This is a genomic window from Micromonospora lupini (assembly GCF_026342015.1).
GTDB classification, from domain to species: domain Bacteria; phylum Actinomycetota; class Actinomycetes; order Mycobacteriales; family Micromonosporaceae; genus Micromonospora; species Micromonospora lupini_B.
Window position 1 is genome coordinate 864,294 of the sequence record NZ_JAPENL010000003.1, and the last position, 19,292, is coordinate 883,585.

General features: G+C 73.8%; 19 protein-coding genes. 14 read left to right on the forward strand and 5 right to left on the reverse strand.

What is annotated here, in order from left to right; genetic code table 11:
* Positions 1 to 61: 61 nt before the first annotated feature.
* From OOJ91_RS31975 to OOJ91_RS32020, 10 genes are all read left to right on the forward strand, one after another.
* Positions 62 to 808, forward strand: a complete 747-nt coding sequence (locus tag OOJ91_RS31975; RefSeq protein ID WP_266250953.1) for a pyrimidine reductase family protein — start codon at positions 62 to 64, stop codon at positions 806 to 808.
* A gap of 148 nt (positions 809 to 956) precedes the next feature.
* Entirely contained in the window at positions 957 to 2,717 is a 1,761-nt protein-coding gene (locus OOJ91_RS31980) for an ATP-binding protein (protein ID WP_007457045.1), read from the forward strand.
* Between the two features lie 14 nt (positions 2,718 to 2,731).
* Positions 2,732 to 3,880 carry an exonuclease SbcCD subunit D gene (locus OOJ91_RS31985; protein ID WP_266250955.1) on the forward strand — a complete coding sequence of 383 codons (1,149 nt, stop codon included), beginning with the start codon at positions 2,732 to 2,734 and terminating at the stop codon, positions 3,878 to 3,880.
* Positions 3,880 to 6,354, forward strand: coding sequence for an AAA family ATPase (locus tag OOJ91_RS31990; RefSeq protein ID WP_266250957.1), 2,475 nt, complete (start codon positions 3,880 to 3,882; stop codon positions 6,352 to 6,354). Before OOJ91_RS31985 ends, OOJ91_RS31990 begins: the two co-directional genes overlap by 1 nt.
* Positions 6,355 to 6,409: 55 nt before the next feature.
* Positions 6,410 to 7,369, forward strand: coding sequence for a hypothetical protein (locus tag OOJ91_RS31995; protein WP_266250958.1), 960 nt, complete (start codon positions 6,410 to 6,412; stop codon positions 7,367 to 7,369).
* A 16-nt stretch (positions 7,370 to 7,385) separates the two neighbouring features.
* A complete protein-coding gene (locus OOJ91_RS32000) occupies positions 7,386 to 8,243 on the forward strand; it encodes a spermidine synthase (RefSeq protein ID WP_266250960.1) in 858 nt (285 codons plus the stop codon).
* Between the two features lie 160 nt (positions 8,244 to 8,403).
* On the forward strand, positions 8,404 to 9,096 hold the full coding sequence (locus OOJ91_RS32005; RefSeq protein WP_266250961.1) for a sigma-70 family RNA polymerase sigma factor: 693 nt from the start codon (positions 8,404 to 8,406) through the stop codon (positions 9,094 to 9,096).
* The gene (locus OOJ91_RS32010; RefSeq protein WP_266250962.1) at positions 9,093 to 9,875 is read left to right on the forward strand and encodes an anti-sigma factor family protein; all 783 of its coding nucleotides are present in this window, start codon (positions 9,093 to 9,095) and stop codon (positions 9,873 to 9,875) included. The genes OOJ91_RS32005 and OOJ91_RS32010 overlap by 4 nt, the downstream gene beginning before the upstream one ends.
* A gap of 204 nt (positions 9,876 to 10,079) precedes the next feature.
* Positions 10,080 to 10,730, forward strand: a complete 651-nt coding sequence (locus OOJ91_RS32015) for a COG4315 family predicted lipoprotein (protein ID WP_266250963.1) — start codon at positions 10,080 to 10,082, stop codon at positions 10,728 to 10,730.
* Between the two features lie 116 nt (positions 10,731 to 10,846).
* Complete coding sequence (locus OOJ91_RS32020) at positions 10,847 to 11,767, forward strand: DNA-3-methyladenine glycosylase family protein (protein ID WP_266250964.1); 921 nt, start codon at positions 10,847 to 10,849, stop codon at positions 11,765 to 11,767.
* Between the two features lie 13 nt (positions 11,768 to 11,780).
* Here OOJ91_RS32020 and OOJ91_RS32025 read toward each other — a convergent pair whose 3' ends face one another.
* Complete coding sequence (locus OOJ91_RS32025; RefSeq protein WP_266250965.1) at positions 11,781 to 12,284, reverse strand: DUF1990 family protein; 504 nt, start codon at positions 12,282 to 12,284, stop codon at positions 11,781 to 11,783.
* 96 nt (positions 12,285 to 12,380) lie between these two features.
* On the opposite strand from OOJ91_RS32025, the gene OOJ91_RS32030 reads away from it, so the two are divergent.
* Positions 12,381 to 12,875 carry a GNAT family N-acetyltransferase gene (locus tag OOJ91_RS32030; RefSeq protein ID WP_266250966.1) on the forward strand — a complete coding sequence of 165 codons (495 nt, stop codon included), beginning with the start codon at positions 12,381 to 12,383 and terminating at the stop codon, positions 12,873 to 12,875.
* On the opposite strand, the gene OOJ91_RS32035 is transcribed toward OOJ91_RS32030, so the two are convergent.
* Both OOJ91_RS32035 and OOJ91_RS32040 read right to left on the reverse strand, forming a co-directional pair.
* On the reverse strand, positions 12,850 to 13,272 hold the full coding sequence (locus OOJ91_RS32035; protein ID WP_266251532.1) for an SRPBCC family protein: 423 nt from the start codon (positions 13,270 to 13,272) through the stop codon (positions 12,850 to 12,852). The genes OOJ91_RS32030 and OOJ91_RS32035 overlap by 26 nt on opposite strands.
* A 142-nt stretch (positions 13,273 to 13,414) precedes the next feature.
* The gene (locus OOJ91_RS32040; protein WP_039905709.1) at positions 13,415 to 13,627 is read right to left on the reverse strand and encodes a hypothetical protein; all 213 of its coding nucleotides are present in this window, start codon (positions 13,625 to 13,627) and stop codon (positions 13,415 to 13,417) included.
* A gap of 135 nt (positions 13,628 to 13,762) precedes the next feature.
* Here OOJ91_RS32040 and OOJ91_RS32045 point away from each other — a divergent pair, with 135 nt between their 5' ends.
* The 3 genes from OOJ91_RS32045 to OOJ91_RS32055 are packed head-to-tail and all read left to right on the forward strand — an operon-like array spanning position 13,763 to position 16,983.
* The gene (locus OOJ91_RS32045; protein ID WP_266250967.1) at positions 13,763 to 14,878 is read left to right on the forward strand and encodes an ATP-dependent DNA ligase; all 1,116 of its coding nucleotides are present in this window, start codon (positions 13,763 to 13,765) and stop codon (positions 14,876 to 14,878) included.
* 58 nt (positions 14,879 to 14,936) lie between these two features.
* On the forward strand, positions 14,937 to 16,508 hold the full coding sequence (locus OOJ91_RS32050) for an alpha/beta hydrolase (protein WP_266251535.1): 1,572 nt from the start codon (positions 14,937 to 14,939) through the stop codon (positions 16,506 to 16,508).
* A 22-nt stretch (positions 16,509 to 16,530) separates the two neighbouring features.
* Positions 16,531 to 16,983 carry a GNAT family N-acetyltransferase gene (locus tag OOJ91_RS32055; protein WP_266250968.1) on the forward strand — a complete coding sequence of 151 codons (453 nt, stop codon included), beginning with the start codon at positions 16,531 to 16,533 and terminating at the stop codon, positions 16,981 to 16,983.
* Between the two features lie 576 nt (positions 16,984 to 17,559).
* Here the strand turns inward: OOJ91_RS32055 and OOJ91_RS32060 are convergent.
* Together OOJ91_RS32060 and OOJ91_RS32065 are read right to left on the reverse strand one after the other, a co-directional pair.
* Positions 17,560 to 18,285 carry an ABC transporter ATP-binding protein gene (locus OOJ91_RS32060; RefSeq protein ID WP_266251537.1) on the reverse strand — a complete coding sequence of 242 codons (726 nt, stop codon included), beginning with the start codon at positions 18,283 to 18,285 and terminating at the stop codon, positions 17,560 to 17,562.
* A gap of 11 nt (positions 18,286 to 18,296) precedes the next feature.
* A complete protein-coding gene (locus OOJ91_RS32065; RefSeq protein WP_266250969.1) occupies positions 18,297 to 19,292 on the reverse strand; it encodes an ABC transporter ATP-binding protein in 996 nt (331 codons plus the stop codon).

The window sequence follows — 19,292 nt, forward strand, 5'->3', positions numbered from 1 at the left end:
GGTGCGACTGCCAGCACCGTACCGCCGAACCGACCCCTCCGGTCACCGGTCCGGCCGGCGAATGACGGTCGGAATCCCGATCCGGCGGCTCTGGCCCGAGCCGTCCACCCAGCCGCTCGACGACGCCACGCTCACCGCGCTCTACCGCCGCGCCGACACGCCCCGGCTGCGGGTCAACTTCGTCGCCAGCCTGGACGGCGCGGTAAGTGTGGACGGCTACTCCGCCGGCCTGTCCGGCGAGCCGGACAAGCGGGTCTTCAGCCTGCTGCGGATGCTCTGCGACGCCCTGGTGGTGGCCGCCGGCACGCTCCGGCACGAGGGGTACCGGGCGGTCCGGCTCGACGAGGCTCGGCGGGAATGGCGTCGGGCGAACGGGCTGGCCGCGTACCCGACGCTTGTTGTCGTCTCCGGCTCCCTCGACCTGGACCCGGCGCAGGCCGCCTTCGCCGAAGCCCCGGTCCGGCCGATCGTGCTCACGCGCGCCGACGCGGACCCGCCGCCCGGCCTGACCGACGTCGCCGACCTGCTGCGCTGCGGAACCGACCGGGTCGACCTCGCCGCCGGCCTCGCCGACCTGCACGGGCGCGGGCTGACCCAACTGCTCTGCGAGGGCGGCCCGCACCTGCTCGGCGCGCTCACCGCCGCCGACCTGGTGGACGAGCTGTGCCTCACCGTCGCGCCGCTGCTCGCCGGTTCCGGCGCGGGCCGGATCACCGCCGGCGACGCCAGCGCACCCCGGCGCCTGCCACTGCGGCACGTGCTCGCCGCCGACGACGGCGTCCTCATGCTCCGCCACGCCCGCGGGTGACGAACCGTCGCCCGGTCGCACACCCAGCGTCGCGAGTGTGACCGGGCATCGTGTCCTCCGCCGCGTCGCGTGGCGACCTGTCGTACTCCTCGGGCAGGATGCAGGGCATGTGCCCCGACCGCGTTGCCCGACCGACCCATCCCGCCCGATGACCGACGTCGACCACGACGGCCTGGACGGCCCGGGCCAGCCGGTCGGGCGCGTGCTCGGCACCGCCGACGCCACCCCGTTGCAGTTCTGGACGGCCGTGGCGCCCGGCAGCTATCTCCAGCTCGACGACGTGGTGGTCACCCGCCGCGAGCTGCCCGACCGGGAGCCGGTGACGATCGCCGGGGTGGTCACCCAGGTCCGCGCCCGGCACGAGGGCGCCCAGTTCGACTCCGACGTGTTCGCCATCGCCGACGGCACGCTGCCCGCGCAGGTGCAGGAGGCGGCCGAGGTGACCACCACACGTGTCGACCCGGAGTTCTACGTGCCGCCGACGCCGGGGGCGGTGGTGCACCGGGCCGAGGGCGACGCGCGGGCCCGCGCGCTGCACTTCGACCGGATGGAACGGCGCATCCCGATGGGCATGGGCCGCGACGGGGTGCCGGTCTACCTGAACGCCGACTTCCTCGACGGCAGCCGGGGCGCGCACGTCTCCATCTCCGGCATCTCCGGTGTGGCCACCAAGACGAGCTTCGCCACGTTCCTGCTCTACTCGGTCTTCCGCTCCGGCGTCCTGGGCGGCGACGCGGTCAACGCCAAGGCGCTGATCTTCAACGTCAAGGGCGAGGACCTGCTGTTCCTCGACCACCCCAACCTGCGCCTCGACGAGCCGACCCGAGCGGCGTACGCGAAGCTGGGCCTGAGCGCCGGCGCCTTCCCCGACGTCCGGGTGTACGCCCCGCCCCGGGTCGGCGACGCGGCCGGCACGCCCGACGTGAGCAGCCGGCTCACCGGCGTGGACGCCTTCTACTGGACGCTCAGCGAGTTCTGCGCCGACCGCCTGCTGCCGTACGTCTTCGCCGACGCCGACGACGAGCGCCAGCAGTACACGATGGTCGTGCACTCGGTCACCGCGCACCTGGCCCGCCACGCCCAGCCCGCCGACGGCGGGGTGAGCATCGACGGGGTCCGGCTGGGCTCCTACGGCGACCTGGTCGACCACATCGTCGATGCGCTCAACGACGACGAGACCCGCTCCGACTGGGCGGGCAGCGCGGTCGGCCTGGGCACCGTCAACGCGTTCGCCCGCCGGCTGATCGGCAGCAAGAAGGACCTGGCCCGGCTGATCCGTGGCGACCTGGCGACCCGTCGCCCGCACTCGATCAACACGAGCGAGTCGGCCCAGGTGACTGTGGTCGACCTGCACAACCTTCCGGACCGGGCCCAACGGTTCGTGGTCGGCGTGACGCTCAAGAGCGAGTTCGAGCGCAAGGAGAAGTCCGGCACGGCCAAGCCGCTGCTGTTCGTCGTCCTCGACGAGCTCAACAAGTACGCGCCCCGGGAGGGCTCCTCCCCGATCAAGGAGGTGCTGCTCGACATCGCCGAGCGCGGGCGGTCGCTCGGGGTCATCCTGATCGGCGCCCAGCAGACGGCGAGCGAGGTGGAGCGGCGCATCGTCACCAACTCGGCGATCCGGGTGGTCGGTCGGCTCGACCCGGCCGAGGCGTCCCGCCCGGAGTACGGTTTCCTGCCACCGGCGCAGCGGCAGCGGGCGCTGCTCGCCAAGCCGGGCACCATGTTCGTCAACCAGCCGGACATCCCGGTGCCGCTCTGCCTGGAGTTCCCGTTCCCGGCGTGGGCCACCCGGGTCTCCGAGGCGGGTCGCGCCCCCTCGGAGACGCTGCGCTCGATCACCCAGTCCGCCGACCCGTTCGCCGTGGTGGGCTCCGGCGGCGGCACCGACGACGACATCCCGTTCTAGGGGGCCGGCACAGCATGAAGATCCTGCACACCTCGGACTGGCACGTGGGCAAGGTGCTCAAGGGACAGTCCCGGGCCGAGGAGCACAAGGCCGTACTGGCCGGCGTGATCGACATCGCCCGTGCCGAACAGCCGGATCTGGTGATCGTCGCCGGCGACCTGTACGACACGGCCGCGCCGACCTCGGAGGCGACCCGGCTGGTCACCAGGGCGTTGACCGCGCTGCGTCGCACAGGCGCGGACGTGGTCGCGATCGGCGGCAACCACGACAACGGCCCGGCGCTTGACGCGCTGCGGCCGTGGGCCGAGGCCGCCGGCATCACGCTGCGCGGCGGCGTCCGGGAAAACCCGGCCGAGCACGTGATCGACGGCGTCACGGCCGGCGGGGAGCGGTGGCAGCTGGCCGCGCTGCCGTTCCTGTCCCAGCGGTACGCGATCCGCGCGCTGGAGATGTACGAGCTGACCGCCGCGGAGGCCAACCAGACGTACGCCGACCACCTGGGCCGCGTGCTGGGCCGCCTCACCGAGGGCTTCGCCGAGCCGGACCGGGTGCACCTGGTCACCGCGCACCTGACGGTGACCGGCGCGGCGGCCGGCGGCGGTGAGCGGGACGCACACACGGTGCTCGGCTACGCCGTGCCGGCCACCGTCTTCCCCGCGAACGCCCACTACGTCGCGCTGGGCCACCTGCACCGGGCGCAGCAGGTGAACGGCCCGTGCCCGGTGCGCTACAGCGGCAGTCCGCTCGCCGTCGACTTCGGCGAACAGGAGAACGTGCCCTCGGTGACGGTGGTCGAGGTGACCGCGAGCACGGCCGCCCGGGTGCGGGAGGTGCCGGTGACCGCCGCGAGCGCGCTGCGGACGGTGCGCGGCACCCTGGCCCAGCTCGCCGAGATCGAGGCGCCGGACGCCTGGCTGCGGGTGTTCGTCCGGGAGCAGCCCCGCGCCGGCCTGCGCGAGGAGATCCAGGAGCTGCTCCCCCGGGCGTTGGAGATCCGGATCGACCCGGAGCTGCTCGCCGCGCCGGGCAGCGGCGCGCGCATCGCGCAGCGGTCGGGGCGTTCGCCCCGCGAGCTGTTCGGTGACTACCTGGACAGCCGGGGCCACGCCGACGAGGGCGTACGGGAACTCTTCGACGAGCTCTTCGAGGAGGTCGAGCACTGATGCGGCCGATGCGGTTGGACATGGCCGGTTTCACGGTCTTCCGGGACGAGACGACAGTCGACTTCACCGACGCCGACTTCTTCGCGCTGATCGGCCCCACCGGCTCGGGCAAGTCCACCGTGCTGGACGCCATCTGTTTCGCCCTCTACGGCACGGTGCCCCGCTGGGGCGGCGCCCGGGGGCTTGCCAACGCGCTCGCGCCGTCGGCGACCGAGGCCCGGGTCCGGCTGGTCTTCGAGTCCGGCGGCGCCCGGTACGTGGCGACCCGGGTGGTGCGCCGCGACGGCCGGGGCAACGTGAAGACCGCGAACGCCGGGCTGCAGGTGATGCCTGCCGGCTTCGACGTGACCAAGCTCGACACCGGGTTGAGCCCGGACGACCTCGGCGAGGTGATCGCCGGGACGCCCGCCGAGATGGAACAGGCGGTGCTGGAGGCGGTCGGGCTGCCGTACGAGCAGTTCACCAGCTGCGTGGTGCTGCCGCAGGGGCAGTTCGCCGACTTCCTGCACGCCAAGCCGGCGACCCGGCAGCAGATCCTGGTCAACCTGCTCGGCCTCGGTGTCTACGAGGACGTGCAGAAGAAGGCGACGGCGCGCGCCGCGCAGGCGGAGGCCCGGCTGGACGCGGTCGACCAGGTGCTCGCCGGTCTGACGGGGGTGGACGACGAGGCGTTGGCCGAGGCCGACGCCCGGGTGGGCCGGATGACCGAGCTTGCCGAAGCGGTGACCGGGGCCGTGCCGGAGCTGGCAGCGGCCCGGGCACGCGCGCGGGAGGCGGCGGCTGCGCTGACCGCCCTGGACGACGAGCTGGGCGTGCTGTCCGGGGTGCGTGCCCCGCGCGGGGTGGCCGAGGTGGCCCGCGCGGTGACGGCGGCGCGGGCCGAGGCCGACGCCGCGGCCACGACTGTGTCGCTGGCCGAGGAGCGGGAGGAGAAGCTGCGCGGTGAGCTGGCCGGCGCCGGTGACGAGAGCGCGCTGCGGTTGCTGCTGCGGGCGTACGACGACAGGGATCGACTGACCGGCGAGGCGGACACGGTCCGCGCGGCCGTGCGCGCGGCGGACGAGGAGCACGTGACGGCGGTGGCGGCGTTGGCCGCCGCCCGGGTGGACGCCGAGCGGGCCGACGCCGAGTTGGAGGCGGCCTTCCGGGCGCACGAGGAGGCGAAGGCCACCGACCTGGCGGTCAGCCTGCGGGTGCACCTGCACCCCGGCGTGCCGTGCCCGGTGTGCGAGCACCCGGTGGCCGAGGTGCCTGCGGTGCCTGCGGATTCGGCGGTGGCCACCGCGACGGCCGCCGGCAAGGCGGCGAGGGCCGCCACCAAGGCCGCGCAGGCGGCGGTGCAGCAGCGGGATGCCGCGGCGCGTGACCTGGAGCGGCTGCTGGTGCAGGCCCGCGCCCGGCAGGAGCAGGTGGACGCCCGGCTGGCCGAGCTGGGCGGGCAGCTCGCGGGCGCGGCCGAGCCGGCGGTGCTGCGTCGGGAGCTGGCCGAGCATGCCCGGCTGCGACGCGCCCTGGAGGAGGCCGCGACCGCCGTGCGGGCCGGCCGGGACAGCGCCCGTCAGGCGCGCGCGGGTGTGGACGCGGCCGAGGAGCGGTTGCGGGCGGCCTGGCGGGGCTTCGACACCGCGCGCGACGGGCTGGCGCGGTTCGGTCCGCCGGCGGCCGACCGCGACGACGTGGCGGCCTCGTGGACGGCGCTCACCGACTGGGCGACGGCCGAGGCCGAGCGCCGCCGCGCCGACCGGGCCGGCCGGGCGAGCGTCGTCGCCGAGGCGGAGGAGGCGGCCGACGCGGTGCAACGGGCCATCGCGGACATCTTCGCCGCCGCCGACGTGCCGGTCGGCGACGACCCGGTGCACGCCGCGACAGTGGCCGTGGAGCGGGCCGAGGCCGACCGACGCCGGCTGGCCGAGCGCCGCGAGCAGGCGGGTACGTTACGCGAGCAGCGGGCGGGGCACGAGCGCGAGGCGCAGGTGGCGCGGGCCCTCGCGGGGCACCTGCGGGCCAACAACTTCGAGCGGTGGCTGCTGGCCGAGGCGTTGGACCTGCTCGTCGAGGGCGCGTCGGGCATCCTGCGGGAGCTGTCCTCGGGCCAGTACGAGCTGGTGCACGACAAGGGTGAGTTCTTCGTGGTCGACCACCACGACGCCGGGCTGCGCCGGGGTGTGCGCACGCTCTCCGGCGGTGAGACGTTCCAGGCGTCGCTGGCTCTCGCGCTGGCGCTCTCCGAGCAGCTCGCCGGCATGTCGACGACCGCGGCGAGTCTGGAGTCGATAGTCCTGGACGAGGGTTTCGGCACGCTTGACGCGGCCACACTGGACACGGTGGCCGCGACCCTGGAAAACCTGGCGGCCCGGGGTGACCGGATGGTCGGCGTGGTCACCCACGTCTCGGCGCTGGCCGAGCGGATCCCGGTCCGCTTCGAGGTGCGCAAGGATGCCCGCTCGGCGCGCGTCGAACGGACCGGCCGGTGAGCGCGAGCAGTGCAGCGCGGCGGAGCCCCGCGGGCGCGAGCGAGAGGTCGGCCGGGTGAGCGACGCCGCGTTCTTCGTCGACTCGTGGGATCCGGCGTACGGGGCGTCGTTCGAGGCGTCCGCGTCCGGGCCTGCGGCGCCGAGCAGCGCGCAGGTCGACGCCGACGTGGAGCTGCCGGCAGTCGACTGGCGGGCGATAGAGGTCCGCGCGGACGTGCGGGCCCCGGACGTGGTGCTGCTCGTCGACGGCGTTCGCCGGATCGACGCGAGCATCTGGACGGCCGAGGCGGACGGCGGGTCGTTTCCCGGTGTGGCGGCCTCGTACGCGGCCGGGGTGGTCCGCTGCGACCTCGGTCGGGGCGCGGCCCAGTTGGCGGGTACGCGGGTGGGCCGGGGTCTGTTCACGGCGAGCCCGTCGGCGCAGGACGTGGTGGCGGGTTCGATCCGCTACCCGGTGCACCGGGTGGGCGGCACCGGCGAGCTGGCGAAGCTGCCGGCGGCCGTGCAGGGCCCGTTGACGGCGCTGGAGGTGGCGGTGTCCGACGCGGCCCGGGTCGACGGTGACCTGTTGGTGGTGGACGGCCCGTTGCGCAGTCGCCGCCAGTTGCCGCGCACGCTCGGCTACATCAAGACCCAGCACAGTCAATATCTGGATGCCCGGCTGACGGCGGTGGTGACCGGTCTGGCGTCCAAGGAGCGGTCGCCCGTGTTCCGGCTCGGCACGGCCTGGGGTGGCTGGTCGTGGTATTTGCGGCTGCCGGTGGCCGCGGGTGCGCCGTGGGCCGGGATCGTCCGTGTGGAGTGCTCCGCCGACCTGCCCGTCGAGGCGGCTATCGACCTGGCCGACCTGTCGCTTGTCACGCTGCCCCGGTTCGCGTCGACTCCGTACAAGGATCCGCGGGCGCCGCAGAACCTCGTCCCGATCGCCGGTCTGGAGCGCCGCCTGCGGGCGCTGCTCGGCGATTCCCGTCTGCTGCACCGCGCGTTGAGCACCGCGGCGCGCGTCGGTCGCTGAGCGGGGACGGGTAGCGGTGGGGCGCAAACGAGCGGACGACCGGGTGGTCGAGCCTGTGGACACCGGGCGGGCCGAGTTGGTGCCGTCGCCGGACCGGGCCGGTTCGTGGACGCTGCTGCTGGACGGGGCGCCGCAGTCGCACGTCGACCTGACCGACCCCACGCATCTGGAGTTCGAGTACGTCCGGCGGCTGGGCGCCGCACTGGACCTGGTCGCGCCGCCCGGCGAGCCGCTGCGGGTGCTGCACCTCGGCGGTGGCGCGCTGACCCTGCCCCGCTACGTGTCGGCCACCCGGCCCGGGTCCACGCAGCGGGTGTCCGAGGTGGACGGTGCGCTGGTGGAGCTGGTGCGCCGCGCGCTGCCGTGGCCGGCGGACGCCCGGCTGCGGGTCCGCGTCCAGGACGCGCGGGCGGTGCTGGCCTCGACCCGGGACGCCAGCTACGACGTGGTGGTCGCCGACGTCTTCGCCGGCGCCCGCACCCCGGCGCACCTCACGTCGGTGGAGTACGCCGCCGAGGTGGCCCGGGTGCTCCGCCCGGCGGGCTGGCTGCTGGCGAACCTGGCCGACGGTCCGCCGCTGCGGTACGCCCGTGGTCAGGTCGCCACGGTCCGCTCGGTGCTGCCCCAGGCGTGCCTGGTCGGTGACGCGGCGGTGCTGCGCGGTCGCCGGTACGGCAACCTGGTGCTCGTCGCCGGGCGGACGACGCCTCCGGTGCAGGCGTTGACCCGGCGGGCGGCCGGGGACTGGTTCCCCGGCCGGGTGGTGGCAGGTGACGAGCTGGACCGTTTCGTCGGTGGCGCGGCGGTGGTGCGCGACGCGGATGCCACCGGCTCGGATCCGCCGCCGCCGGGGCTGTTCTCCGTCCGCCGCTGACCGACCCACCGGAGTCTCCCGGCCGGCCTGGTCCGCGCCCGCCGACCACGCCGTCGAACTTTTTTTCGCGGTTTGTTGATCCGCTCGGGGCGGCGCTGCGTACCACCGGGCGGCCCGCCTTGTGGGGGCGGCGTTGGTCACGGACATCCCGGAGGTCTGCATGCATGCGGTGGCGGCCGGTTGGCATGGCGACGCGGTTCGCGCAGACTGGTTGTCCGCGCGGTCGTCGTCGCGGTCGACCTCGTCTGCCCGGGGGGTCGACGCCCGAGCCACGTCTCGCCAAAATGGTCCGGTGACGCCCCGACCGGCGCCCGGGCGCCACCAGGCGACGACAACCGAGGCGAACCACTCCGACCAGTTGATCCGGCTGCTCTACGCGGAGCACGCCGGCCCGTTGCTGATGTTCGTCATGCGACTCACCGGGGGGGACCGGCAGCGCGCGGAGGACATCGTGCAGGAGACGCTGCTGCGGGCCTGGCGTAACGCGCACCGCCTCGGCGCGCAGGGGCAGGGTTCGCTGCGGCCGTGGCTGGTCACCGTGGCCCGTCGGATCGCCATCGACGAGCACCGCAGCCAGGAGGCCCGGCCGCCGGAGACGTACGACCGGGACCTGACCGCGTTCGCCGAGGCGGACAGCACCGACCGGGTGCTGCGCACGATGACGGTGGCGGACGCGCTGCGTACGCTGAGTCAGTCGCATCGGGAGATCCTGATCGCGACGTACTTCCGGGGGCGGACGGTGCCGGAGGCTGCCGAGGAGTTGGGGCTTCCGCTGGGCACCGCCAAGTCGCGGGTCTACTACGCGCTGCGCGCGCTGCGCACGGCTCTGCAGGAGCGGGGGGTGACAGAATGAGCCGGCCGGACCACATGGATGTCGCCGCGTACGCGCTCGGCGTGCTCGACGAGCAGGACACCGAGCGGTTCGAGGAGCACCTCGCCGCGTGCTGGGCGTGTGCGGCCGAGCTGGAGACGATGGTGCCTGTGGTCGGGCTGCTCTCCGGCATCGACGGCGAGACGATGATGGCGCTGGAGCAGACCGCCACCGATCCGGCGCTGCTGGACCGGACGTTGGTCGCGGTCCGGGCCGACCGGCGGCGCACCCGGTTTCGTCAGTTGCTCGCGACCGCCGCGGCGGTGGTGGTCTTCGGCGGTCTGACGGGCTACGGCTTCGTGAATGTGGCAGGTGACGAGAACCCCGGGGTTCTGGCGGATCCGACGACGAGCGCGGCGGCCAACGACCCGCCGACGAGCGCGCCGACCGCGCGGCCGAGCGGGCCGGGCGTCGGCGGCACCGAGGAGGAGGGCGACCAGGTCGACGCCACCGATCCGACGACCGGCGTGCAGACGACGATGTTCCTGGTCGAGCGGGAGTACGGCACCCGCATCAATTTCAGCCTGCGGAAATTGCCCGGCCCACGAATCTGCCGACTGGTGGTGGTGCGCAAGAACGCCACCACCGAGGTTATTTCGACGTGGTCGGTGCCCGACGGCGGGTACGGCACGAACAGTCGTCCGCAGGGCCTTGAGCTGAGTGCGTCGACGTCGGCGTTGACGAGTGACATCAAGCAGCTCCAGGTGCAGTCGGTCGACGGCAACGGTGTGGCCAGTCCGCTGGTCACGGTGCCCATGTAGGGTCGCGTACCATCCTCGGCGCCGGTCATTTCCCAATGGCCGGCGCCGATTTTTCTGTGTCGTCGGAGGTCCCGCGCGGAGCCGTACGGATGGCCACCCATTTTGGTTCAATCAGGTCGAGTGAAATTGACCACTGTTACTGCTTCAACCTTGACAGCCCGCCCGCCGTACCTATGGGTGAACTGCCAAGAATGAGGAGGGCACGTGGCACAGATGAAGCGGACCGTCATCGTCGCGAGCGCGATGGTCGCACTAACGGCCTGCGCTCCCGCGGGTTACGACGGGGCGAACTCGAGCGCGGCCGAGCCGGTCGCCGTCGCCGCGGCCGAGCCCACCGCGTCGGCGGAACCCGAGGCGTCGGCATCCGCGGAGGCGCCTGTCGCCGACGCGCCGCCGCCCGCGGACGTCGATCTGACCGAGCAGTTGATCGGCAAGAAGATCGCCCGGATGGGCAACGTCGTGACCGACCAGGACGGCTGGGTCCTGTACCGCTTCGACAAGGACTCCGCCGACCCGCCCGCGTCGAACTGCGTCGACAAGTGCGCGCAGGTGTGGCCGCCGGCGTTGACCGACGGTAACCCGCAGCTCACCGGCCTCTCCGACGACAAGGTCGGCAGCGTCACCCGACAGGACGGCACCCGGCAGCTCACCATCGGGGGCTGGCCCGTGTACCGCTACATCGGCGACAAGAAGCCAGGCCAGTGGAAGGGTCAGGCCGTCGGCGGCACCTGGTTCGTGGTCGACCAGAACGGCAAGAAGAACCTCACCTGCCTGCCCACCTCCACGCCGAAGGCCGTCGCGCCGCCGGCGAACAGCGGGACGAGCGATTCCGGCGGTTCGGGCTACTCGTACTGATCCCGACAACGCCACGGAACGGTGGCCGGTCGCAGCCGGGGAGGGCGCGGCCGGCCACCGTCGTGTCCGGGGCCTGCGGTGCCGGTGGTCGCGCCCCGACCTGGAAGAGTGGCGGGATGACCGACACCGAGCCCGCCGCGACCCGGGTGCTGCACCCGCCGGTCGGGTACCGGCTGGCCGCGTCGGTCCGCGCCCTGACCTTCAGCCCGTACGACCCGTGTGCGCGCATCGCCGCCGGCACCTTCTGGTGGGCGACCCGCACCCCGGACGGGCCGGCCACCCTCGCTCTGCGGCCGGCCGGCGGTGAGCTGCTCGCCGAGGGGTACGGGCCGGGCGCCGAGCACGTGGTGGGTCGCGCCGACGCGATCGCCGGGCTGCACGACGACCTGGCCGGCTTCGCCGAACTGGCGGCGACGCACCCCCTCGTCGCCCGGCTGGCCCGGGAGCACCGGGGGCTGCGGATGCCCACCACCGGGCAGGTCTTCCCCCGGCTGCTGCGGGCGGTCTTCGAGCAGAAGGTCACCGGCAAGGAGGCGTACCGGGCGTACGCGGCGACCGTGCGGCACTTCCGGGAGCCCGCGCCCGGCCCGCTGCAACCGCTGCTGCTGCCGCCGGAGGCCGGCGCGGTGGCCGCCACCCCGTACTGGGTGTTCCACCCGTTCGGCGTGGAGCAGCGCCGGGCCGACACGCTGCGCCGCGCCGCCGCGCTCGCGGACCGGCTGGAGCGCTGCGTGGACGCCACCGAGGCCACCCGCCGGTTGACCGCCATCGCGGGCATCGGCCCGTGGACCGCCGCCGAGGTGGTCCGCGTCGCCTACGGCGACCCGGACGCGGTGAGCGTCGGCGACTACCACATCCCGAACACGGTGGCCTGGGCGCTCGCCGACGAACCGAGGGGTGACGACGCTCGGATGCTCGCCCTGCTGGAGCCGTTCCGGGGCCACCGGGGCCGAGTCTGTCTGCTGCTTGCGGCCGCCGGCATCCAGGCACCGAAGTACGGCCCGCGCGCCCCGATCCGCTCGTTCGCCCGGTTCTGAGGCCGGGCGGCGGTCAGCGGCCGGCGCAGAGCCGACGCAGGGTACGGCCGAGCCACCAGGCGTACGTGTGCTGCGCCGCCCGGACGGTCGGGCCGGCCGCGCGGGTGAACCAGCGGTCCGGGAGGCTGAACGCGCGTACCTCGAACCAGACCGTGCCGGCGTCGTCGCGGCCGACCACGAACGCCTCCTCACCCCGTTCGGGATGGCCGGGGAGGGTGCCGTAGCCGAAGCCGGCGAGCGTGGGCGACGACTCGCTCCAGACGACCCGGCAGGGCCCCCAGAGACGGGCCGACCCGACACCGAGACCGGCCGTGACCAGCGCGCCCTCGGTTGCCCGCGTCGCGTCGGTGCGCATCCGGACCCCGGCGGCGCGGTGCAGCCGCCACGTCAGCACCGCCTCGGCCGCGGCCTCGAAGCAGCCTGCCGGCAGTGGGGTCCGGTGGCGCAGGTGGTGGTATCCGTCGGGCAGCGCGCCGTGCCAGGTCCGTCCCACCTCCGGGTACGTCAGCTCGGCCACCCCTCCCCCTCCCCGTCGTCCGGACACGGGCCAGGGTACGGCCGGGGCGGTCGGGCCGCCGGTGGACGAGGCGGGTGGCTGTGGTGTGCTGCACGGATGAGCGTCGAGCCCCGCATCGGCCCGGCCGGTGTCGCGGACGCCGGTGAGATCCTCACCGTGCAGCGCGCCGCGTACCTGACCGAGGCACAGCAGTACACCGATCCGTTCCTGCCGCCGCTTAGCGAGACGCTGGACGAGGTCCGGGCGGTGCTGACCGGCCCGACCACAGTCCTCGCCGCCCGGCTGGGACACCGGCTGGTCGGCTCCGTGCGGGCCCACCTGGACGGGCGAACCGCGCACATCGGGCGACTGGCGGTCGCCCCCGACCAGCAGGGGCGCGGCATCGGCGGGCGGCTGCTCGCCGCGATCGAGGCGGCCTGCCCGGCCGAGGTGGACCTGTTCACCCTGTTCACGGGCGCGGACAGCACCGGCAACCTGCGCCTCTATCAGCGGCGGGGCTACCGGGTCGTGACGCACCGGCCGGGCCGCGACGGCATCTCGCTTGCCGTGCTCGAGAAGCCTGTCGTCAGCTCCGCTCGGCTCGGGCCGTGAGCCCGTCGGCCTCCAGGCGCAGGTAGCGGCGCAGCAGACCGCCGTACAGCAGGCCGATCAGCCCGGCGAGCGGCCCGGCCTGGTCGATGGCCAGCTCGACCCGGGTACGCCCGTCGGGCAGCGGCACCAACAGGTGCTCGCCGCGCGTGCGCACCCCCGGGGCGTCGGAGGCCCAGGTGAATTCCCGCCCCTCGGTCAGCTCGGTGACCCGCCACACCGCCGGCCGCAGTTTCGGCTGGGTGAGGTGGGCCGTCGCGCCGACCGCGAGGGGCCCCGACTCACCCCGCTCGACCCGACTCACCGAGGCCGTCCACTCTGGCCACCGCTCCACGTCGACAAGCACCGCCCAGACCCGCTCGGCATCGGCGGCGATCTCCGTACCCGCTTCGAACCGCATCACGTCCCCTCCCCGGCGGCGCCGACCGGCGCCACGCCCTGCCGACGACGCTGCCCGGTGGATCGTGACGGCGGCATCCACCGGCCGGTCCGATCGTCGGCCAGTCCGATCGGCGGGCCGCGGGTCGGCAGGCCGCGCGGGGTCAGGCGGCCTCGCGCAGGTCCGCAAGGCTCAACGGGGTACGCCGACGCAGCAGCTCCTCCAGCTCCGCCACGGAGCCGACCTCGCCGAGCACGTTGCGGCCACCGCCGAACCGCTGCGGGTAGCGGCGGGTCAGCCGGTAGCGGTAGCGGCCCCGGATCAGCTCCACGCTCACCCGCCACCGCCCGCAGCAGTCACAGACCCACTCGGACACCCCGCGAAACTAGCTCTGACCTGCGGTTATCCGATTCGCCCACCCGGGACGGGCGTCGCGCGGGCGGACACGCCACCGCCGCACCCACGGTGATCTGCCTCACGACTGTCGGCCCCGTCTGATTGACTGGTCGCCGTGGACCTGCCGATCAACCCGCCCGTCGAGCCGATGCTGGCCAAGAGCGTCCCGAAGCTGCCCACCACCGCCGGGGTGACCTACGAACCCAAGTGGGACGGGTTCCGGTGCATCGTCTTCCGTGACGGCGACGAGGTCGAGCTGGCCAGCCGGGGCGGCAAGTCGATGACCCGCTACTTCCCCGAGGTGGTCGACCAGGCCCGCCGTCAGCTGCCCGAGCGGTGCGCGGTCGACGGCGAGCTGATCGTGATCCGCCGGGACGGGCCGTCCGGCAAGCCCCGGCTGGATTTCGAGCTGCTGGCCCAGCGCATCCACCCCGCGGCGTCGCGGGTGAAGCTGCTCGCCGAGACCACCCCCGCCGACTTCGTCGCCTTCGACCTGTTGGCGATCGGTGACGAGGCGCTGCTCGACCAGCCGTATCCGCGCCGGCGGGAGCGGTTGGTCCAGGCGCTGGCCGGGGTACGCCCACCGGTGCACGTCACCCAGGTCACGACCGACCCGGAGACGGCACGCCGCTGGTTCGACGTCTTCGAGGGCGCCGGGCTGGACGGGCTGATCGTCAAGCCGGCCGACCTGCCGTACGAGCCGGGCAAGCGGTTGATGTTCAAGGTCAAGCACGCCCGTACGGCCGACGCGGTGGTGGCCGGCTTCCGCTGGCACAAGTCCGGCCCGGTGGTGGGCTCGCTGCTGCTCGGCCTCTACGACGACGCGGGCGTCCTGCACCACGTCGGGGTGAGCGCGTCGTTCAGCATGGCCCGCCGCGCCGAGTTGCTCGACGAGCTTGCCCCCTACCGCGACACCGCCGGCGAGCACCCGTGGGTGCACGGCGACCACGAGCGCGGCCAGCGCATTCCGGGTGGGGTGAGCCGGTGGACCGGCACCAAGAACCTTGAGTGGGAGCCGCTGCGCCCGGAGCTGGTGGTCGAGGTGGGTTACGACGCGATGGAGGGTGAGCGGTTCCGGCACACCGCCCAGTTCGTCAGGTGGCGGCCGGACCGCGATCCCCGCTCCTGCCGCTACGACCAGCTCGACCGCCCGATCCGCTTCGACGTGGACCAGGTGCTGCGCGGCGATCCGGCGGTCACCCTCGATCGGGCCGCCACCGGTCCGGCGTAGCCTGGCCGTCGACCCGACACCGGAGGATCACGTGAGCCGCACCGCCGACAAGCCTCGGATGGCGACCAGTCGCCGGGTCCGTCGCAGCCTCGTCGCCTTCGCCGTGGCGGCGCTGCTCACCGCCGGCTGCACGCTGCCCGCGTTCGCGCCGCGCACCGATGTGGAGGGCGCGGCGGCGCCGGCCGGCTCCTCGCCGTCCTGGCGGGCCTGCCCGGAGGCGGCCGAGGACCTGGTCGGACGGGGCGCGCCGGACATGCGCTACGAGTGCGCCCGGATCACGGTTCCCCGGGACTGGGGCACCGGCGGCGGGGCGACCGCCGGGCCGGGCGCCGGGCAGACCTTCGAGATCGCCCTGCTGCGGGCCCGGTCCACCAAGCAGCGGGACCGGATCGGCTCGCTCGTGGTCAATCCCGGCGGCCCGGGCGGCTCCGGTGTGGACACCGCCGTCTACCTGTCCTTCGGCCCTCAGTTCGGCGGGCTGCCCAGCTCGGTCACCGAACGTTTCGACATCGTCGGCTTCGACCCGCGCGGAGTCTCCCGGTCCAGTCCGGTGAAGTGCATCTCCGACGCCGACCTGGACGCCAGCTTCGGCTACGACCCGGATCCGGCGAGCCAGGCGGCGTTCGACGGTTTCGCCGGGTTGAGCCAGCGCATCGGGCGCGGCTGCGGGGACCGCTACGGCGACCAGTTGCCGCTGTACGGCAGCGAGCAGGCCGCCCGGGACATGGACGCGGTCCGCGCCGCGGTCGGCGACGACAAGCTCACCTACCTGGGTTACTCGTACGGCACGCTGCTCGGCGCGATCTACGCCCAGCTCTACCCGCAGCGGGTGCGCGCGCTGGTGCTCGACGGCGCCGTCGACCCGCAGCAGCGGCTGGTCGCCGGGTCGGAGAGCCAGGCCCGCGGGTTCGAACGGGCCTTCGACAACTTCACCCGCTGGTGCGCCGCCAACGCCGCGCGCTGCCCGATCGCCCCGGACGCCCGAGCGGCAGTGACCTCTGCCATCGACAAGGCCAAGGTCTCCCCGGTGCGCGGCGACGACGGGCGGGAGGCCACGGCAGGCTGGGTCTTCTACGCGGTCATCTCCTCGCTCTACACGGAGGCCGGCTGGCAGGAGCTGGCCCGCGCCATCGACCGGCTGGCCGAGGGCGACCCGAAGGACGTGTTCCGCCTCGCCGACTCGTACGCCGGCCGGGAAGGCGACGGGCACTACTCGAACCTGTTCGACGCCAACCTCGCCATCAACTGCGCCGACGAGACCGAGAAGCCGAGCCGGGAGCAGATCCGCCAGTTGCAGTCGCAGTGGCGCACGAAGTATCCGCTGTTCGGTCCGGCGCTCGCGGTCGGCATGTTGAGCTGCGTCGAGTGGCCGGGTGATCGGGACCCGTACCCGACCGGCCGGGCCGACGGCGCGCCGCCGGTCGTGGTGGTCGGCACGACAGGTGACCCCGCGACGCCGTACGAGCAGACCGGCCGCCTCGCCTCGATGTTGGGAGTGGGCCGGGTGCTCACCTGGGAGGGTGAGGGGCACACCGCGTACCCGCAGACCTCCTGCATCACCGACGCTGTCGACGCCTACCTGGTCGACCTGACCGTGCCCCGGGAGGGCCTGCGCTGCCCGGCCAAGTGACAGCTGTGCCAGGCTGACCGGCATGACCGACGTGATCTTTCGGGAGGCGGTACGCGCCGACCTGCCCGCCGTCATCGCCCTGCTCGCCGACGACGTCCTGGGCAAGGCCCGCGACTTCACCGAGGTGGACGAGGCGTATGAGCGGGCGTTCGCCGACATCAGCGCCGACCCGCGAAACCTGCTGATCGTCGCCGAGCAGGGCGGCGAGCTGGTCGGGTGCCTTCAGATCACCTACATTCCGGGCCTCGGCCGGCACGGCGCCGAGCGGTCCCTGATCGAGGCGGTGCGGGTCCGCTCGGACCGACGCGGTCAGGGGCTGGGTCGGGAGCTGATGACCTGGGCCGTCGACCAGGCCCGCGAGCGTGGCTGCGCCCTGGTGCAGCTCACCACCGACAAGACCCGCGCCGACGCGCACCGCTTCTACCTGAGCCTCGGCTTCGTGGCCAGCCACGAGGGCATGAAGCTCCCCCTCTGACCTGACCTGACCTGACCGGGCGTGACCGACCTGGCCGGGTTCGGTTCGGTTCGGTTCGGTTCGGTCGGGACTTGGGCAAGCCCACCCACCACTCCTCGGACGCTTTGGAGCTGATGCCGTCAACGAATCGGGGGCGGCGATTCGTCTGCGACATCAACTCCAAAGCGAGAACGCACCACCACCTCGCCACCCATCGGACACGCACAGACACGACAGACGCGCTACAGGCCGCGGCAGACGCGCGACAGGCCGCGACAGGCCGCGGCAGACGCGACAGACGCGCGACAGACACGACAGACGCGACAGGCGCGCGACAGACGCGACAGGCGCGACAGGCGCGCGACAGGCCGCGGCAGACGCGCGACAGGCCGCGACAGACGCGCGACAGGCCGCGACAGGCCGCGGCAGACGCGACAGGCGCGGCAGACACGGCAGGCGCGACAGGCGCGGCAGGCGCGACAGGCGCGGCAGGCGCGGGAGTGCGCCACGGCCAGGACCACGCGGCCGACGGCTGCGCCCCGCCGCGGCCGGGTGGCCCGCGCAGCACCGACCACCGACCACGGCCGAAGGGCTCGGTCAGTCGTCGACCAGACGGCCGTCGCGCAGGACGAGCACCCGGTCGGCGAGGTCGATCAGGGCCGGGTCGTGCGTGGCCACCAGGGCCGTCATGCCACGGGCGTGCACCACCGCGCGCAGCAGGTCCATGATGGAGCGGCCGGTCTCCGAGTCGAGCTGGCCGGTGGGTTCGTCGGCGATGAGCAGGTCCGGCTCGTTGGCGAGCGCGCGGGCGACCGCCACTCGCTGCTGCTGCCCGCCGGACAGCTCGTACGGGCGCTGCGCCGCGTGCCCGCCCAGCCCCACCAGCTCCAGCAGCACCGCTACGCGCTGTTCCCGCTCCGCGGCCGGCACCTGCGCCAGTCGCAACGGCACGCCGACGTTCTCGGCGGCGGAGAGGATCGGCACCAACCCGAAGGTCTGGAACACGAACCCGACGGTGCCCCGGCGCAGCCGCAGCAGCTCGGCCTCCCCGGCCGAGGTCACCTCGTGCCCGGCCACCACTACCTGGCCGCTGTCCGGCCGGTCCAGGCCGCCGATGAGGTTCAGCAAGGTGGTCTTGCCGGCCCCGGAGCGACCCCGGATGGCGACGAGTTCACCACGGTTGGCGCTGAACGAGACATCCCGTACCGCCTGCACGGCGTGCTCGCCGCGCCCGAAGGTCCGGCTCACGCCGCTGACCCGCACCACCTCGTCCGCAGGCGTCGCGGAGCCGCCGCCGAACCCGGCCGCTCCGGCCACCACCATGTCCTGAGCGCTCACGCCCGTGCCTCCCGCTCGTCCGTGGCCCGGTCACCGGGCCGTACCTGCACGTGGTCGGGCTCCAGATCGAGCCGGACCCGCTCCTTCAGCGACAGCGCGTCGACGAACGCTGCCGGCAGCTGCATCCGGCCGTTGCGGTCCAGCACCGCGTACTCCTCGCTGACCAGTTCGGTGTTGCCGTCCGCGTCGACGCGCGCGGTCCGGCGTACCTCGGAGGCGGTTCGGCCGTCGCGGATCGCGACGGTCCGGCGGACCTGGGTGGCCACCGCGTGGTCGTGGGTGACGACCACGATGGTCACGCCCAGTTCGGCGTTGATGGTGCGCAGCGCCGCGAAGACCTCCGCGCCGGTGGCCTCGTCCAGTTCGCCTGTCGGCTCGTCGGCGAAGAGCACCTCCGGGTCGTTGGCCACCGCCACCGCCACCGCGACCCGCTGCTGCTCGCCGCCGCTGAGCTGACCCGGCCGGCGATCCGCGCAGTAGCCCACGCCGACCATGTCGAGCAACTCCCGGGCCCGCTCCCGGCGGGCCTTGCCGCCGCGCTTGCCGGCCAACTGCATCGGCAACTCGACGTTCTCCAACGCGGTCAGGTACGGCAGCAGGTTGCGGCCGGTCTGCTGCCAGACGAACCCGACCAGCTCGCGCCGGTAGCTCAGCCGCCGCTTGGCCGACAGCGAGAGGAGGTCGTAGTCGGCCACCCGGGCGATGCCGGCGGTCGGCGTGTCCAGACCGGAGAGGATGTTGAGCAGGGTCGACTTGCCCGAGCCGGACGCGCCGACGATCGCCACCAGCTCACCCCTGTCGATGACCAGATCCAGACCCTGCAGGGCGACGACCTCCACTCCCTCGGTCTTGAAGATGCGCACCAGACCGTCGCAGACGATGTGCCCGCGAAGTCGGTCCTGCCCGCCGGCCCGCTCGGCGGCGCGCTGCGCGGCTCTCTGGTGCAGGGCGGCCAGGTCGGGCACCAGTGGAGTCTGTGCGGTAACGGTCAT